Here is a 17,469-nt window from a genome sequence, read left to right on the forward strand (position 1 = left end):
TTAAGCTTCCTCTGCTTTAATGGTCAGTTGTTCGATCTGCTTTGTAGGGGTGGTGTTCAGTACCACACGGTTGATGTAGATCCCCGGTAAATGGATGTCATCTGGATCGATTTCACCAATTTCAACCACTTGTTCAACTTCGGCAATGGTGAATTTGCCTGCCATGGCACAGTCAGGGTTAAAGTTACGCGCTGTTTTACGGAATACCAAGTTACCGGCTTTATCGGCTTTGTAGGCTTTCACTAAAGCAACGTCCGCAGTAAGGGACATTTCTAAAATATGCGGACGACCATCAAAGTCACGGACTTCTTTACCTTCGGCAATGAGGGTGCCTACACCTGTTTGGGTGAAAAATGCAGGAATACCTGCGCCACCTGAACGTAGTTTTTCTGCGAGCGTACCTTGCGGAGTGAGCTCAACTTCAAGTTCACCATTGAGATACTGACGCTCAAACTCTTTATTTTCACCGACATAAGAGGCAATCATTTTTTTAATTTGTTTGGTTTCTAATAATTTACCTAAACCAAAGCCATCCACACCCGCATTATTCGAAATACAGGTTAAACCTGTGACACCTGTATCTTTTAAGGCATCAATTAATGCTTCTGGAATACCACAGAGGCCAAAACCACCCACGGCAACAGTTTGATTATTGGCAACCACATCAGCCAATGCTTCGGCTGCATTTGTGACGACTTTATTCATCTTTTATTTCCTTATCTTCCTTGCTTGTTATTTTTTTAGCATTGCGCTGCACTTTTTAGAAATTGAATCTTTCTAATGTATAATAAGAAAAACTCATTAATGCAGAATATTTACGAAGAAAAATAGATAAAAGAAGAGTCAAAGCATGTGTGAAAGCTATGCAAATAATCATAGGCTTATTCTGAGCTATTAAGGTTTAGCTTCAGTTTCGCCCAGAGAAGGGGGGAGAGCTTAGCTTAGAAATGATGCCAAAGTGTGGTTTCAATAAATTGAGACGACATGTTAGACAGTTCATAATCTTTTTTATAAATAATGCCCACCGCGAGTTGCGCTTGGTTGTCCTCAATTTCAACCAACACATTTTTTTCAAGATCGATGAATTTTTGGAAGTGTCGTGGAATAGCACTCACGCCCATACCGTAGGCAACAAAATGTGAAAGCGAACTGATTTGGTGGCATTCGACTTTCAAGTCCAACACCACTTGAAGCGCAGCACAATGTTCCTCAATCACATGGCGAATAATCGAGGGGTTTTGTAAGGTCACAAATGGACAAGAGCAGAGTTCAAGCCATGTCATGCTTTTTTGTTTGGCTAAGACGTGGTGTTTGGGCAAGAGAGCTAAAAAGTCTTCATTGAATATAGGCTGAAAAATCAGTTGATCATTGGCCTTGGGCTCAAAACAAATGCCAATCTCAAAGATGCCTTCTTGAACTTTTTCAATGATTTTTTCATTGGTGATGTCATGGATTGAAAAACTGATGTTGGGGTGCTGCTGTGCAAAATCATGCATCACTTCGGGGAGTACCGCATGAGTGGCAAAGGGCATTGAGGCAATATTTAAAGTACCACGGTTGAGTTTAAAGCGCTGTTTGACATCTTTTTCCATATCCTCCCAGTTGGCCAAGAGCTTTTTGGCATAGGGAATGAGGGACTGACCTTCAAGGGTGATTTCTACCCGACGTGTATTGCGTTTAAACAGTTTTCCACCCAGTTCTTCTTCTAATGTTTTAATGCTTAAGCTGAGAGCGGATTGGCTCAGACACAGTTCATTGGCTGCATTGGCATAATTAAGCGTACGTACAAGGACCAAAAAGGCTTTTAATTGTTTGAGTGTCATGAGCTTCCCTGAGCAATGATGCAACACGATGTTGAATGAAGATGAACGTGTTTTTCTCAAATGGTTTACATGAAAAATACAACAGACGGTCAAAACAGATCAAGTGATGGAAGTGGGTGTCATTTTTATCAAGTCGTCAAAGCAGTATAAGTCGAACAGCATGATAGTCTGTAAAAATATGTTTTAACTGAATGAAAATATAAAAAATAGTCATTTCGTGCGATTTTGAAATTTTACCTTTAACTTGATGCAATTAGTTTTATCAGTCTTGCTAGGGCTTGGATATTAATCAATTTTTCTTCTTACTCAATGATTATTTTCAAACAATGCGTGGGTTTATATGCATTATAGTCTGACTCATAAGCTGAAATATTAATGCTCTGATGGATAAATATAGTACATAGATCAGAGTGCAAATAGACATCTCGTCATGAGGGAAAATAGACGGTCTATGAATGCGTATTCGGTCTTTCCGCACAGGCTGATTGCACTGTGACTCAACTAGATTTGACATCATTCGCCATTAATATCACAGCACATCAAGACATATTTTCTTTAAGGATGGAGTAAAAAATATGTGGGATTTGGGTGTAATTTTATTGTCTCTTGGGCTACTGATGTATACAGCCTACAGAGGTTTTTCTGTCATTCTTATGGCACCAATTTGTGCCCTGTTAGCGGTTTTACTGATTAACCCAGCTAACGTTTTGCCTTTTTATTCAGGCGTATTTATGCCCAAAATGGTTGGGTTTATTAAAGATTATTTCTTGGTGTTTTTACTCGGTGCCATTTTCGGTAAAGTGGTTGAAATGTCAGGGATTGCCGAATCCATTGCCAAAACTATTGTGAACCTGATTGGCTCTAAAAATGCGATGTTAACCGTTGTGCTGTTGGGTGCAATTTTAACTTATAGCGGCGTCAGTCTCTTTGTTGTGGTCTTTGCCGTTTATCCATTTGCAAATCAACTCTTTAGACAAGCCAACATTCCAAAGCGTTTGATTCCGGGAACCATTGCCCTTGGTGCATTTACGTTTACCATGGATGCCTTGCCGGGAACCCCGCAAATTCAAAACGTTATTCCGACGACCTTTTTTGGTACGGACATTTATGCAGCACCGTTTCTTGGTTTGATTGGAGGTGTATTTGTTCTTGTTACAGGTTTGAGCTATTTAGAATGGCGTCGCCGTGTAGCTGCTCGAAATGGCGACGGTTATGCCACAGGTATTGAGCTGACAGAAGCCGAGCAACAACAACTGAAGCAAAACTTAGATACAACCTCGAATGGTTCTACCGCGCGTCAATGGTTGGCTTTTGTACCTCTTATTTTAGTTGCCGTGACCAATAAGTATTTATCCACTGCAATTAAAGAATGGTATCCAAACGGTTTTGATTTCAATGCCATTGGACTTGCAGCTTACACTGTCAATGTTGCCAAAACTTCTGCCATTTGGGCCGTGGGTTTAGCCTTAATTGTGGGTATTATCGCGGCAATTTCATTTGATTTCCGTCGTGTCTATACAGGCTTCAAAGATGGCGTTAATGCCAGTATTGGCGGGTCTTTACTTGCAGTGATGAATACCGCATCTGAATATGGTTTTGGTGCGATCATTGCGGCTTTACCGGGCTTTGCGATCATTAGTCATGCATTGGGCAATACCTTTACCAATCCACTGGTCAATGGTGCGGTCACCACGACAGTATTGGCAGGCGTGACAGGTTCAGCCTCTGGCGGTATGAGTATCGCTTTAAGTGCGATGGCTGATCAATACAATGCTGCGATTCTAGCCATGGGGATTCCACCCGAAGTGATGCATCGTATTGTAGCGATGGCATCTGGTGGTATGGATACCTTACCGCATAACGGTGCCGTGATTACCTTGCTTGCAGTCACAGGTTTAACCCATAAACAATCTTATAAAGACATTTTTGCCATCACGATTATTAAAACCATCGCGGTATTTGTTGCCATTGCTGCCTTTACTTGGTTTGGTATTGTTTAAGACTTTGGAATGAAAAAAGAAGACAACGGAGTACATCATGAGTCAACTGTTAAAAGATAAAGTTGCATTTATTACAGGTTCAGCCAGTGGTATTGGACATGAAATTGCAAAGAAATTTGCCAGTGAAGGTGCCAAAGTTGTCATTTCTGATATGAATGCAGATAAGTGTGCTGAAACTGTGGCGGCACTTCAAAAGCAAGGCTTTGAAGCATTGTCTGCGCCTTGCGATGTGACCGATGAAGAAGCATATAAAACAGCGATTGAACTGACTCAAAAAACCTATGGTCGGTTGGACATCCTCATCAATAATGCGGGTTTTCAGCATGTTGCAGTGATTGAAGACTTTCCAACAGCAGTCTATCAAAAGCTGATTAATGTCATGTTGGTGGGGGCATTCATTGGCATTAAGTACGCATTTCCAATCATGAAAGCGCAGCAGTTTGGTCGCGTGATTAATATGGCCTCGATTAACGGTCTGATTGGATTTGCTGGCAAGGCCGGCTATAACAGTGCTAAGCATGGCGTGATTGGTTTGACCAAAGTTGCGGCTTTAGAGTGCGCACGCGATGGCATCACCGTGAATGCTCTGTGTCCGGGCTATGTCGACACGCCGTTGGTACGTGGTCAAATTCATGACTTGGCTAAAACCCGAAATGTCAGTGAACAAAGTGCATTAGAAGATGTGATTTTGGCGATGGTGCCGCAAAAACGCTTATTGAGTGTAGAAGAAATTGCGGATTATGCGATCTTTCTTGCCAGTGATAAGGCGGGCGGTGTAACGGGTCAAGCCGTGGTGATGGATGGTGGTTATACCGCGCAATAACTTAGCTCAGCACACGTTTAAAAATTGAGAAGCCTCGGATGTTCGTATCTGGGGCTTTTTTTATAGCGATAGATTTTGCAGAAAGACCTAGGTTTAAATAAGTGGTGAGCTTGGTGAATGAGTCGGTAAATAGAGAGTTATAGACTGAAGATTTTCAAATCCTTTCTCTTTTTCTGATTTATAGTTCATTATTTTAAGTACCAAGGATGAAGGGCTTAATGTAGAGTAATTAAATCAATAGATTAAAGAGAAAATGAATGCATAACGATGCTACAAATGAGTCCTAGAAATCACAAAATCCATAGTTACAGAAAACTCTCAGCACGGCTTCATTTGCTGATTGGGTATAAAAAACTAAATTTTAATAAAAATAACCAGTTTTAAATCAATAAAAAGATGGATTTTTATTTTTATCTTATTGAATGGATTATTCTTTTATTAAAGAGCATTGCAAATTACAGCTTCTGCCACACTTGATTTTCATCATCAAAAGACACCGTAAAATTAAAACGAGAATCTGCCGTTACCAAGTAACCAGTAGGTGTTTTCATGAGAACTTTGAGCACAGTGCCTTCTTCAAAGTTAATGGGTGGAAAGTCTTCTTTTGTCAGTGTGAGTGGTTTGATCAGTTCAAGTACTAGGGTTTCCATGTCATAGATCCAATAGTTTTTAATGAAAAGATAGTAGCATGAAGTCATTTTAAAATGTGCAAACTTCATTCTTTTATACATAAAATCAACAAGTAATCGTATCGTTGTCATAGAAATACCATTAGTGTATTCGCTTTAAATCCTAAGCAATTTTTTAGTTTGAAACGGCTTTGTTGCACAAACATTCAAAAGCTAAACTTCTTCCAAGTTATCTAAATTTAAGTGGCAACTTGGGTGTGAGGTCGACCTAAATCTGTAAATTTATTTAATACGGCCACACGTGCATGAATCTCATTGACTTGGCTTTGAAAGTTTCTCGCACGGAGTTTATCGCCTAATAATTTAATGCAATGCATCTTGGTTTCTATCAGACTTCTGCGATGATAGCCTGACCAATTTTTCCATATTGTTCTTCCTAAACGTTTAACTGTTCGAAGTAATTCATTTCGCTCTAGCGAGCTGGTCTTTGTATCTTTCCAAGGTTTCGCATTTTTTCTTGGCGGAATCACCGCATGTGCTTGTCGGTCTGCAATTACTTGACGGCATTGCTTGGTGTCATAAGCCCCATCAGTATAGACAGAGTCCATCTGCTCATCTTGTGGAATCTGATCGAGTAAATCACCAAGCACTTGTGAATCACTCACATTATTTGTAGTGAGTTGAATAGCGCGTATTTGAAGGGTTTCAGCATCTATACCAATATGAAGTTTACGCCATTGGCGACGATATTCAGGTTGGTGTTTCTTACGCTTCCATTCACCTTCGCCTAGAAACTTTAAGCCAGTAGAATCGACGAGTAGCTGGAGGCCATTACTGCTTTTATGATAGTTAATTGCAATATCAATATGCTTTTGTCTTCTGCAGATGGTGGAATAGTCTGGTGCTGTCCAATCTAATCTACAAAGATGAATGAGACTTTGCACAAAGCCAGTGACCATGCGTAAAGAAAGATGAAATAAGGATTTGATCATTAAACAGCATTGGATGGCTGTATCTGAATAAGTTTGATTTCGACCATGTTTACCTTTGGGTTGAGCGTACCATTGAGTCTTGGGATCAAACCAAATTGAGAGATTTCCTCGATTTATTAATGCACTGTTATAAGAAGACCAATTGGTTGTACGATAGATTTTAGGTGTGGGCTTATTCATTTGAGAATTATATTGTGGAATAAGCCTTTAGAGATAGGTTTGTGCAACAAAGCCGTTTGAAACCCAAAAGTTATAAGCAATAAAAAATTACTTTAAATCTGAGGCAAAGCCCGTTCTTATTTTTATAAGTTATTGAAATAATTAATTTTTAAAGTGATGTGACTGATCAAGTCGGAAAATAATGTCCTGAGCTCTTGTGAAGGGGCATACAAATCAAATAACGTATAACCCAATAAGGATAAGTAAAGTGTACAAACTTGCTGTAATGCGATTGTACTAAATTAAGAAATAAGGATTAGTATGCACGGATTGCATAACTGAAACATAAAAGGGATATATATCGTTCATGTTTAAGTCATTTTTCCCAAACCCTAGATGGTTCTTCATTTCGGTATTATTTTGGTCAGTGATTAATGTCGTACTGTGGTACACAGGGGGAAATACATGGGGAAGTGTCATAGGTTGGCCGCAAGGTTATGCAACGGCTGAATTAGCTATTGGGGTAAGCCGTTTTTGGTCTCCAGCTTTTCTGTGGTTCTATCTCTGGTTTTTTATAGCGACAACACTCTTTGCCTTATTTTGGCGTTTTGTCTCAGACAATAAATGGCAACGCTGGTCGATTTGGGGGTCCGCATTTATTCTGTTTAACATCTGGTTTGGTGTACAGGTCAGTGTTGCCATCAACGCATGGTATGGACCATTTTGGGATCTCATTCAAAGCATGCTTGGCAAAGGGGGGAACATTAAAGACCTATATATGGGTACTTTAACCTTCTTGTATATTGCGATGGTTGCGGTCACTTTCGCAGTGATCAATGCCTTTTTCACCAGCCACTATGTATTTCGGTGGCGTACAGCGATGAATGAATACTACACCCAACACTGGGAAAAATTACGTCATATAGAAGGGGCATCACAACGTGTGCAAGAAGACACTATGCGCTTTGCTACTATTTTAGAAGATTTGGGCGTTGAGTTGATCAAGGCTGTGATGGTGTTGGTGGCTTTCTTACCAATTCTATTTGAGCTTTCAAAGCATGTTCCTGAATTGCCTATTGTGGGTGAAGTAAAACATTCCCTAGTTTGGGCTTCTATTATTTGGGCTATTTTTGGTACGGTCTTGTTAATGGTAGTGGGAAGTAAACTACCAGGTTTAGAGTTTAATAATCAGAAGGTTGAAGCGGCTTACCGTAAAGAGTTGGTGTATGGGGAAGACCATACAGACCGTGCCCAACCTGCAACATTGGTCGAACTGTTTAGCAGAGTAAGAAAGAATTATTTTAGACTTTATTTTCACTATGCTTATTTTAACTTAGTCGCGACATGGTATCGACAACTGGATATTTTATACAGTTTGGTGGTGTTATTTCCCGCAATTGCAGCAGGGAAAATGACTCTAGGTTTAATCAACCAAATTGGTAATGTGTTTGATAAAGTACGAGAGTCATTTCAATATCTAATTCTGTCATGGAAAACCATTATTGAACTGCTCTCAATTTATAAGCGTCTAAAAGCTTTTGAATCGACTTTAGATGACTAAATATTTTTGATGTATCTCACCTGCCTTTCACGGCAGGTTTTTTATGTGTTCAAACATCGTTTTGTCTGTAACTTTTGTTATATGGGTCAAATTAAATTGATGAAATGTTGTTGAGGTTGTCATAAAGCAAAGCAAAACGATGTGTGTGTCAAGCTAAAATAAATAATAAAAACAGTTATTTAAGTTTGTTATTTTATGTGCTTTCCGCTAATGTTTTTATGCGGGTGTTTAAGAGTAAAGTCGTAGTGAATTATAAAATTTTATGTGTATTTGGGGTTTTGGTGAGTGTGTTGCAGGGCTGTACCAGTCTGGGAAATATAGCACAAGCACCTTTTAAAAATATTGCATCACCACAAGAATTAATCGTAGAACGAAAAATTAATGATACCGATAAAAACAGCAAAGAATACGTCTATCACACGGTAGGCGTAAAAAATGAAAAAGATATCGAGGTGCTATATCCACGCAGCATGTTTAGTCAGTATTGCCAAGCACATGGTGGGCGTTTTACTCAGACACAAAAAAGTAGTTTTAGCTTAGTGAAAGATCCGTGGGCGAAAAAATTACTTCGCACCTATAACAGTTTAAAACAGGGTACGGGTGCTTTTCGTTGCCAGCTCAATAATGGCGAGCAGTGGTCGGTGAGCATTGAGGCATTGTCTGAACGTAAACTGCCTAACTCAAATGATACTCGTGTGGTTAATTTACAAAGCAAAGTACTGACTGAGCCAGCACCACGGAGTATGGCACCTATTACACCAAGCAAAAAAGCGGTGACGAAGGCACCTGCCACCAAGGTAGAGGTGAAGAAAGAGGAAGAAAGCAAAAAAGAAGTTGAGCTTAAAAAAGAAAGCAAAGTTGAAGTACCACCTAAAGCTCCCAAAGCTTTAGAAACACCACAGCAGCAACAGGCCAAACTGTATGTGGCTGCACGCCGTGATATTAACAGTGGACGCAACCAAGTCGCTGCCTGTAACAGTGCACAACGCGCATATAACTATGGTCGTTTGCCGGGGTCGGATGCCTCAAATGTCTATACCGAATCGGGCATATTAGTTGCACGTTGTTTAACGGGTATTCCAAGTTATAGCAGTCGTTTTTCCAACCCGAAAGGGCAGGCAAAATATGTTTTGCAGAACTTAGCCAAAAACCATAACCACACAGGTGCTAAAAATATGCTCAAGCAAATGAAGTAAGATTTTCGGCTGTTTGCGACCCAACTTCATGTGAGCACCTCAACCAAAGGAATAACATCATGAGTAATGTCCAAACACCAGCCACCTATTTTACTGCGCCTTTGCTGGATCAGACCGTGCAAGAAATAGACGTTGATATTTCAGCTCAGCCTTATTTTTACAACAATGGCGGAACACCCAAGTATTTAGCCGATGTATCAGATGCTATTGAGCTGATCCAAGCATCCTCAACCAACGCCCATATGAGTATGGGCCATGTTTATGATGTACCCAAAGAAATAGCAACGATCCAAACCCATTGGGGAGAGCAGACTCAGTTAGCATTCGCGGGAAACACTTTTGAGTTTATGCCACTCAAAGCCACGCCAGAAACTGCTGCTGCATTTGGTATGACTTTAGTGAAAGCTGGACAGGCGATAGAGGTGCAGGCTACGCAGAAAAAGTTGTCTCAAATTGAATATCAATATGGCATGTTGGCGGGCCATTTTTTTCCTTATGACCCAACTCAAATCAATCTAGTCGCAAGAACCTTATACCCCTTTGTCGTCACAGACCTAGAGCATCATGACTTTCCGCATGTATTTGCTTCAACCGATCTCAATCATTTGCTGTTGGTGATCTCAGCAGGACGATATTTTCCAAAAGACCGAAAAATTTACTTGGCTGACTTGTGGGTGGAACATGGTGACGCACTTTATATTCCTGAAATGCCGAAGCAAGTCGCTCCGGAATTTATTGATTTACATAATAACCGTAATGCTGCTTTAGCGTGTTGGAAGGGCGAAAGTGATCAATCTACGATTCAGATGCATACTTTGCTTGACCCCAAAGGTTATTTCTATTGGTTTTGGAATGCATGCCCGACCATACACCCACAGCTCACTGCCTTTGAAACTGCTGAGCTGAATAGAGAAATCGCTTGAGTTGAGCGAATTAATTTTCTCCAACTACACGGTAATTTTACAGTTCCATAACAGGCTGATTGACGGGCTTTGTGATACAAAGAATGCAATTGTTGATTGGAGTTGAGTTTATGTCACAGCCTGTTTTAAGCGTTTTACGTGGTCGGTCTTCTGTTCTTTTTCGTCACGCTTTTTTGGTAGCAGCATTGTGTGGTTCAGTCCAAGTTGCAACGGCTAGTACTACAGTCGAGCAATTGAGTAATTGTTTGGTGAAGTCAACGACAGCAACAGATAAAACTACTGTGTTGCAGTGGACGTTTGCGGCATTGGCTGCACATCCAGATCTGAAGGTGTATAGCAATGTCACCGATGCACAGCGTACACAGCTAGATAAAAACTTAGCACAGGTTTTACAACGTATTTTGGTAGAGCAATGTTCAGCTCAGACTAAAGCAGTGATTCAAGCTGAAGGTATACAAGCGGTTGGAGACAGTTTTCAGGAACTTGGACAGATTACGGGTGAGGAAATTTTAAAGAACCCTGAAGTGAAGGGCCAGTTGCAAGGTGTGCTGCGCTATGTGGATTTGAATAAATTGGTCACGACTTTTTTAACCCCAGAGATTTGGAATAAGTTGGGTGTGACGAGGTAGTTCGGCCTTTGAAGATTATGAATAGTGAGAGCGATTTATAAACTGAATCGAAAGCATTAATGTTATAAAAAAAGCCATTAAAAAAGCTCCTTGAATCGAAGGAGCTTTTTTATTTTTGAATCTAAAGGCTGATAGGCCATCTCATAAAAGATTCATTTGAGGAACAACAAAATTAAATCGTTACAGTCGCCCCTAAAGCTCGAATAAACTGCGCCATCCAAGCAGGGTGTGCAGGCCAAGCCGGCGCTGTGATCAAGTGTCCATCGGTTACAGCTTCTGTCACTTCAATGTCCGCATAAGTCCCGCCTGCTAGTTTCACCTCGGCTGCGCACGCAGGGTAAGCTGAACAAGTACGGCCTTTGAGTATATCGGCTGCTACAAGAATTTGTGCACCATGACAAACTGCTGCAATAGGTTTTTTCGCAGCATCAAACTCACGTACGATCTCAAGGATACGTTCATTCATGCGTAAATATTCGGGCGCACGACCACCGGGAATAACTAAACCGACATAGTCCACAGTGCGTAACGCTTCAAAGTTGTAGTTGATGGCAAAGTTATGACCACGTTTTTCACTATAGGTTTGCTCGCCCTCAAAGTCATGAATGGCTGTGGCGATGCTTTCGCCCTCATTTTTATCGGGGCAGACTGCGTGTACGGTATAACCGAGACCTGTTAAAAACTGAAAAGGTACCATCGTTTCATAGTCTTCGGCATAGTCACCCACGAGCATTAAAATTTGTTTTGACATCTTTAAACCCTCTTTATTGTTTGTGCATATTTGTGTTCACTTTTGATCTAAATTAGCACAGTTCAGATGTTATCTTTAAGTGGTGGTTTGCTGTCTTTAGTCGTAAAGGTTTTTTGTTTGAAATGGAATACAGGAAGCAAGTAGCTACTAGATAAAACGTGGTGTAGGCGTTACAGCGAATTCTGGTTGAGCAATATTCAGCACAGACCAAAGCCGTGATTCAGGCAGATGGCATTCAAGCGGTTGGCGAGAGTTTTCAGCAGTTGGGGCGCATTACAGGCGAGGAAATTGTAAAGAATACTGAAGTAAAGCAGCAGTTGAATGGTTTGTTGCGTTATGTGGATTTAAACAAGATGGTGACGACGTTTTTGACACCTGAGATTTGGAATAAGTTGGGTGTGGTGAGGTAGTTTTATCTCTTCTAACAGAGAGGGAATCTTCATTACTCTAATTATGACATTTAATTTGTAATGAAAGTTCCTTCTCCTTGTGGAATGAGCAACACTGTTGCGCAAGGGGGGATGAGGGGGCATTACAATAAATTAGGATAAAACTTTTCAAATTTTTCATGCGCTGCTTCACCACGCAGTAAGTAGCCTTTCGGTTGAATATAGCTATAAATTTCTCGAGCAGGTTGTTCATGCCAGCCAATATTAAATGCACAAAGTTTTGGGAAAAATTGTAGGTGATTGTAATTCAAATTATTATGAATCCAATAGGCGAGTTGTTGCCAGTTGGATTGGTCTTTTTCAAATAGTTCTAGAAATGCAGGAATGACAATACACGCCGTTGCACCGTAGCCTTTTTCGTCAGGATAGTCCCAAATATGACTGGCAAAGTTTTTCTCGTTGCTAGCGCAGTTATGTCCTTTTTCATTGCCGAGTTGATTCACTTTTGGAGAACGATATGCAGATCGAATGGTGACACGACCAAATTTTTCTTGAAGTGGTTCAAGCAATTCTTCGCAGAGTTTTATGCCTGTACAAACGGCAATTTCTGGATAGTCTGGAAAGTTAGGCACACCGTACCAATTGGCGATTTCGCTATAGAGGAAGTCGCGCATGAAGAAAGACTTTGAAAGTTGGATACGTCCTAAGTCTTCAAGTTTAGTAATAGAGGATACTTTTTTGATATTCATTTGTATTTGTCTTGCAAGTATTTTGCAGTGTTTTCTAAAGTAGGGTAAATTGTTCTAAGATTAATATTTATAAGATCTAGGTCTTTTAAAATTTTCGATTTAGCAGAACCAGCGATTCTAATTCTATGAATTTGATAGTCTGAATCTGATCTTTCATTCATTTTAGCTTTTAGACCAAATAGGCTTTGTTGCACAAACCTATCTGTAAAGGGTTTTTCAGCGATATAATTTTCAAATGAAGAAGCCTACACACAAAATCTACCGCACAACCAATTGGCCCGCATATAACCGAGCACTCATGAGTCGCGGAAATATTGCCATTTGGTTTGATCCTGCTACGCAATGGTATGCGCCATCAAAAGGCAAACAAGGGCGAAATCAAACCTACTCCGACGCAGCCATCCAATGCTGCTTAATGATTAAATCCTTATTCCGTCTGTCTTTACGTATGGTCACTGGCTTTGTGCAAAGTCTGATTAAACTTTGCGGATTAAATTGGATAGCTCCAGATTACACCACGCTTTGTAGAAGACAAAAGCATATTGATATTGTAATCAGCTACGGCTTTGTTGCACAAACCTATCTGTAAAGGGTTTTTCAGCGATATAATTTTCAAATGAAGAAGCCTACACACAAAATCTACCGCACAACCAATTGGCCCGCATATAACCGAGCACTCATGAGTCGCGGAAATATTGCCATTTGGTTTGATCCTGCTACGCAATGGTATGCGCCATCAAAAGGCAAACAAGGGCGAAATCAAACCTACTCCGACGCAGCCATCCAATGCTGCTTAATGATTAAATCCTTATTTCGTCTGTCTTTACGTATGGTTACTGGCTTTGTGCAAAGTCTGATTAAACTTTGCGGATTAAATTGGATAGCTCCAGATTACACCACGCTTTGTAGAAGACAAAAGCATATTGATATTGTAATCAGCTACCAAAAAAGTAGCGATGGGCTGCATCTACTCATGGACTCTACAGGCATGAAGTTTCTAGGTGAGGGCGAATGGAAACGCAAGAAACATGGACCTGAATATCGTCGCCAATGGCGTAAACTTCATATTGGTATAGATGCTAAAACCCTACAAATACGAGCAGTTCAGCTTACAACCAATAATGTCAGTGATTCACAGGTGCTTGGTGATTTACTTAATCAGATTCCACAAGATGAGCGGATTGACTCTGTTTATACCGATGGAGCTTATGACACCAAGCAATGCCGTCAGGTCATTGCAGATCGGCAAGGGCATGCGGTGATTCCACCTAGAAAAAATGCGAAACCATGGAAAGATACAAAGAGTAGCTCGCTAGAGCGAAATGAATTACTTCGAACAATTAAACGTTTAGGCAGGACACTATGGAAAAAATGGTCAGGCTATCATCGGCGAAGTTTGGTTGAAACTAAGATGCATTGCATCAAATTATTAGGAGATAAACTCAGTGCAAGGAGTTTTGATAGCCAAGTGAATGAAATCCATGCACGTGTAGCAGTCCTTAACAGATTTACGGAATTAGGTCGACCACTTACCCAAGTTACGCCTTAAATTTGGCTCAATTAGGGGCGCTTTGCATTTCAAATCTTTGTGCAACAAAGCCGATGTCGCCTAATTCATTTGTAATTATAAAGGGGATATGAGTTAACCAAGATAGTTTTTCACTATCTAATATTTTATAAAAAATTTGAAGTTCGGTTGATGCATTAGAAAGTATTAAGTCAGCAGCAAAAATCCTTAAGCTCTTTTTATCGATTATTTCTTTTAGATAGGATGAAGTTGTAGATATATATGCAATAGTCTGATTCATAAGAAACCCCGCATTAAGCGAGGTTTTTATAACACGAAATCAATTGATTAGCGAATAAATCAACCAATCAATTTTTTCATCAATTCATTCACTTGAGCAGGGTTAGCTTTACCCTTAGACGCTTTCATCACTTGACCAACAAGACCGTTAAAGGCTTTCTCTTTACCAGATTTAAACTCTTCAACCATCTTCTCGTTAGCAGCAAGCACGTCTTTAATAATCGCTTCAATCGCACCTGTATCAGTTTCCTGCTTCAAGCCTTTTTCCGCAATAATTTCGTCCGCAGTTTTGCCTTCATCCCACATAAAGCCGAATACTTGCTTGGCAATCTTGCCGCTAATGGTGTTATCTACAATACGCGCAACCATGCCACCCAGTTTTTCAGCCGAAACAGGGGAGTCTGCGAGTTCTAAGCCCGCTTTGTTTAAAGCACCAGAGAATTCGCCCATCACCCAGTTTGCAGACACTTTACCTTGAGCCGCGCCACCAGCAGCAGCCACAACCACTTCATAAAAGTCTGACATTTCACGGGTCAGTGTCAACACATGTGCATCGTACTCAGTAACACCAAAGTCCGCTACGAAACGCTCACGACGTGCCGCAGGAAGCTCAGGCAATGCAGCACGAGCTGTTTCAATTTGCGCGTCTGAAATAATCACAGGCAACAAGTCAGGGTCTGGGAAGTAGCGATAGTCGTTCGCTTCTTCTTTCGAACGCATTGAACGTGTTTCCATCTTCACAGGATCGAATAGACGCGTTTCTTGGTCAATCGTGCCATCCCATTCCAAAATTTCCATTTGGCGTTCAATTTCAACATTGATCGCTTGTTCAATGAAACGGAATGAGTTGAGGTTTTTCAACTCGCAACGTGTACCGAACGGTTGACCCGGACGACGTAACGACACGTTACAGTCTGCACGGAATGAACCTTCTGCCATGTTACCGTCAGAAATACCCAACCAACGCACTAAAGTGTGAATCGATTTGATATAAGCCACCGCTTCTTCAACCGAACGCATATCAGGTTCAGACACGATTTCAAGCAAAGGTGTACCTGCACGGTTTAAGTCGATGCCTGACATCCCTTCAAACTGGTCATGGATCGATTTACCTGCATCTTCCTCAAGGTGGGCACGCGTTACGCCAATGCGCTTTACCGTACCATCTTCAAGTTGAATGTCGATATGACCCAAGCCCACAATCGGGTTATCCATCTGGCTGATTTGGTAGCCTTTTGGAGAGTCAGGGTAGAAGTAGTTTTTACGTGCAAACACAGACGCTTGGTCAATGTACGCATCAATACCCAAACCAAAGCGAATGGCTAAATCGACCACTTCTTTGTTTAATACAGGTAGTACACCCGGCATTGCCAAGTCAACGAGGCTGGCTTGGGTGTTTGGGTCTTGACCAAATTCAGTCGAAGAACCTGAGAAGATTTTAGATTGGGTCGCAAGCTGAGTGTGAATCTCGATCCCAATAACGACTTCCCAACCATCAATCAATAATGATTTTGGTTTAGCAGCATTTTTAGTCATTATGCATTCTCCTCAGCAATTGCCGCACGTTTCGTATGCCAATCCGTCGCTTGTTGGTACTGATGTACCACAGACAACAGTTGAGATTCTGACCAATAGTTACCAATCAGCTGTAAGCCCACAGGTAAGTTGTCTTTGTCAAAACCAACAGGTGCATTAATCGCAGGAAGTCCCGCAAGGTTGACCGCGATGGTGTAAATGTCGCCCAAGTACATTTCAACTGGGGACAAGTTCGCGCCAATTTTATAAGCCGTGGTTGGTGCAGCAGGTGCCGCAATCACATCAACCGATTCAAACGCTTTTAAGAAGTCTTGTTGAATCAGACGACGGACTTTTTGTGCTTTGACATAGTAAGCATCGTAGTAACCCGCAGACAACGCATATGTACCAATCAAGATACGACGTTGCACTTCTGCACCAAAACCTTCAGAACGTGAACGTTTGTATAAGTCCATCAGGTCAACAGGGTTCTCTGCACGGTACCCATAACGCACGCCATCGTAACGAGACAAGTTTGATGACGCTTCAGCAGGCGCAATCAAGTAATAGGTTGGAACATAAGCTTCAGTCATGTTGAGGTCAATCTCAACCAAAGTCGCACCCATCTCTTCCAATTTTTTCAATGATTCTTCAACGCGTGCTTTTACGTCTGCGTCTAAACCAGCGACATTGAAGTATTGCTTTGGAATACCAATACGTAGACCTTTAACAGATGTGCCGTTTAGGTTCGCCACATAGTCATCAACATCTTTTTCAACGGATGTTGAGTCTTTGGCATCATGACCTGCCATCACGTTCATCAGGTAAGCACAGTCTTCAGCAGAACGTGCCATTGGGCCGCCTTGGTCCAGTGATGATGCGTACGCGATCATACCGAAACGTGATACGCGACCGTATGTCGGTTTTAAGCCGGTAAGGCCACAGAATGACGCAGGCTGACGAATTGAACCACCGGTATCGGTACCGGTCGCAAATGGAGCAAGGTCCGCTGCAACCGCTGCCGCAGAACCACCTGAAGAACCACCTGGTACATGACCTAAGTTCCAAGGGTTTGCTGTAGCGCCGTAGAATGAATTCTCAGAGGTTGAACCCATGGCGAATTCGTCCATGTTCACTTTACCTAGAGTCACCAGGCCCGCAGCTTTAGCTTTCGCTACAACGGTCGCGTCGTAAGGAGAGATAAAATTGTCCAGCATTTTAGAACCGGCAGTGGTTTTAATGCCTTGGGTACAGAAAATATCTTTATGCGCAATTGGAACACCGGTTAAAGCACTTGCATTGCCTGCTTTAATGGCTGCATCAGCCGCATCGGCTTGAGCCAGCGCTTGTTCAGGCGTAACAGTCACATAAGATTGTACTTGAGCATCGATTTTTTCAATGCGTTTTAAATAATGTTCTGTTAATTCGCGAGACGAAAATTTAGCCTCAGCCAAACCCTCGGAAAGTTCACGAATCGATAAGCGATGTAAATCTGTCATGAGAAATATTTCTTTACGTTTAAT

At 41.3% G+C, this 17,469-nt stretch carries 16 protein-coding genes and 2 pseudogenes; 9 read left to right on the forward strand and 9 right to left on the reverse strand.

All coding sequences use genetic code 11. The features are described 5' to 3' along the window. A complete protein-coding gene (locus tag AC4CVD_RS03800) occupies nucleotides 1–705 on the reverse strand; it encodes a CoA transferase subunit A (RefSeq protein ID WP_419381377.1) in 705 nt (234 codons plus the stop codon). Between the two features lie 236 nt (nucleotides 706–941). Next, entirely contained in the window at nucleotides 942–1,823 is an 882-nt protein-coding gene (locus AC4CVD_RS03805) for a LysR family transcriptional regulator (protein WP_419381378.1), read from the reverse strand. 575 nt (nucleotides 1,824–2,398) lie between these two features. Between AC4CVD_RS03805 and AC4CVD_RS03810 the strand changes: the two genes are divergently transcribed. Both AC4CVD_RS03810 and AC4CVD_RS03815 read left to right on the forward strand, forming a co-directional pair. Then, nucleotides 2,399–3,823, forward strand: a complete 1,425-nt coding sequence (locus AC4CVD_RS03810; protein ID WP_419381379.1) for a GntP family permease — start codon at nucleotides 2,399–2,401, stop codon at nucleotides 3,821–3,823. Nucleotides 3,824–3,860: 37 nt separating this feature from the next. Continuing rightward, nucleotides 3,861–4,646: a 3-hydroxybutyrate dehydrogenase gene (locus tag AC4CVD_RS03815; RefSeq protein WP_195728734.1), complete on the forward strand. Its 786-nt coding sequence runs from the start codon at nucleotides 3,861–3,863 to the stop codon at nucleotides 4,644–4,646. A gap of 455 nt (nucleotides 4,647–5,101) precedes the next feature. Here the strand turns inward: AC4CVD_RS03815 and AC4CVD_RS03820 are convergent, their stop codons facing one another. Together AC4CVD_RS03820 and AC4CVD_RS03825 are read right to left on the reverse strand one after the other, a co-directional pair. Next, nucleotides 5,102–5,296 (reverse strand): hypothetical protein, encoded by a 195-nt coding sequence (locus AC4CVD_RS03820; RefSeq protein ID WP_004694700.1) that lies wholly within the window; start codon nucleotides 5,294–5,296, stop codon nucleotides 5,102–5,104. Nucleotides 5,297–5,514: 218 nt separating this feature from the next. Further along, complete coding sequence (locus AC4CVD_RS03825) at nucleotides 5,515–6,447, reverse strand: IS5-like element ISAha1 family transposase (protein WP_426977333.1); 933 nt, start codon at nucleotides 6,445–6,447, stop codon at nucleotides 5,515–5,517. A gap of 346 nt (nucleotides 6,448–6,793) precedes the next feature. Here AC4CVD_RS03825 and sbmA point away from each other — a divergent pair, with 346 nt between their 5' ends. From sbmA to AC4CVD_RS03845, 4 genes are all read left to right on the forward strand, one after another. Continuing rightward, nucleotides 6,794–7,987, forward strand: a complete 1,194-nt coding sequence (gene sbmA, locus AC4CVD_RS03830; RefSeq protein WP_490752056.1) for a peptide antibiotic transporter SbmA — start codon at nucleotides 6,794–6,796, stop codon at nucleotides 7,985–7,987. A 143-nt stretch (nucleotides 7,988–8,130) separates the two neighbouring features. Continuing rightward, on the forward strand, nucleotides 8,131–9,183 hold the full coding sequence (locus tag AC4CVD_RS03835; protein WP_426977329.1) for a hypothetical protein: 1,053 nt from the start codon (nucleotides 8,131–8,133) through the stop codon (nucleotides 9,181–9,183). Nucleotides 9,184–9,242: 59 nt separating this feature from the next. Further along, entirely contained in the window at nucleotides 9,243–10,106 is an 864-nt protein-coding gene (locus AC4CVD_RS03840; RefSeq protein ID WP_426977327.1) for a hypothetical protein, read from the forward strand. Between the two features lie 110 nt (nucleotides 10,107–10,216). Further along, complete coding sequence (locus AC4CVD_RS03845) at nucleotides 10,217–10,735, forward strand: hypothetical protein (RefSeq protein ID WP_419381433.1); 519 nt, start codon at nucleotides 10,217–10,219, stop codon at nucleotides 10,733–10,735. Nucleotides 10,736–10,907: 172 nt separating this feature from the next. On the opposite strand, the gene AC4CVD_RS03850 is transcribed toward AC4CVD_RS03845, so the two are convergent. Next, nucleotides 10,908–11,486, reverse strand: coding sequence for a DJ-1/PfpI family protein (locus AC4CVD_RS03850; RefSeq protein ID WP_419381432.1), 579 nt, complete (start codon nucleotides 11,484–11,486; stop codon nucleotides 10,908–10,910). A 170-nt stretch (nucleotides 11,487–11,656) separates the two neighbouring features. Between AC4CVD_RS03850 and AC4CVD_RS03855 the strand changes: the two are divergent. Continuing rightward, nucleotides 11,657–11,896 (forward strand): annotated as a pseudogene (locus AC4CVD_RS03855) (hypothetical protein); the annotation flags it as partial. A 122-nt stretch (nucleotides 11,897–12,018) separates the two neighbouring features. On the opposite strand, the gene AC4CVD_RS03860 reads toward AC4CVD_RS03855, so the two are convergent. Further along, on the reverse strand, nucleotides 12,019–12,624 hold the full coding sequence (locus AC4CVD_RS03860) for a hypothetical protein (RefSeq protein WP_419381431.1): 606 nt from the start codon (nucleotides 12,622–12,624) through the stop codon (nucleotides 12,019–12,021). A gap of 235 nt (nucleotides 12,625–12,859) precedes the next feature. On the opposite strand from AC4CVD_RS03860, the pseudogene AC4CVD_RS03865 reads away from it, so the two are divergent. After that, a pseudogene (locus AC4CVD_RS03865) lies at nucleotides 12,860–13,186 on the forward strand (transposase); the annotation flags it as partial. Nucleotides 13,187–13,240: 54 nt separating this feature from the next. Beyond that, nucleotides 13,241–14,173 (forward strand): IS5 family transposase, encoded by a 933-nt coding sequence (locus AC4CVD_RS03870; protein ID WP_081405714.1) that lies wholly within the window; start codon nucleotides 13,241–13,243, stop codon nucleotides 14,171–14,173. A gap of 7 nt (nucleotides 14,174–14,180) precedes the next feature. Here the strand turns inward: AC4CVD_RS03870 and AC4CVD_RS03875 are convergent, their stop codons facing one another. The 3 genes from AC4CVD_RS03875 to gatA are packed head-to-tail and all read right to left on the reverse strand — an operon-like array spanning nucleotide 14,181 to nucleotide 17,445. Continuing rightward, nucleotides 14,181–14,432 carry a hypothetical protein gene (locus AC4CVD_RS03875; RefSeq protein WP_419381338.1) on the reverse strand — a complete coding sequence of 84 codons (252 nt, stop codon included), beginning with the start codon at nucleotides 14,430–14,432 and terminating at the stop codon, nucleotides 14,181–14,183. Between the two features lie 59 nt (nucleotides 14,433–14,491). Further along, nucleotides 14,492–15,967: an Asp-tRNA(Asn)/Glu-tRNA(Gln) amidotransferase subunit GatB gene (gatB, locus tag AC4CVD_RS03880; RefSeq protein WP_058952198.1), complete on the reverse strand. Its 1,476-nt coding sequence runs from the start codon at nucleotides 15,965–15,967 to the stop codon at nucleotides 14,492–14,494. Next, nucleotides 15,967–17,445, reverse strand: a complete 1,479-nt coding sequence (gene gatA, locus AC4CVD_RS03885) for an Asp-tRNA(Asn)/Glu-tRNA(Gln) amidotransferase subunit GatA (protein ID WP_419381337.1) — start codon at nucleotides 17,443–17,445, stop codon at nucleotides 15,967–15,969. The genes gatB and gatA overlap by 1 nt, the downstream gene beginning before the upstream one ends. Nucleotides 17,446–17,469 lie beyond the last annotated feature (24 nt).

It is taken from the genome of Acinetobacter sp. LipI_23 (assembly GCF_058243045.1).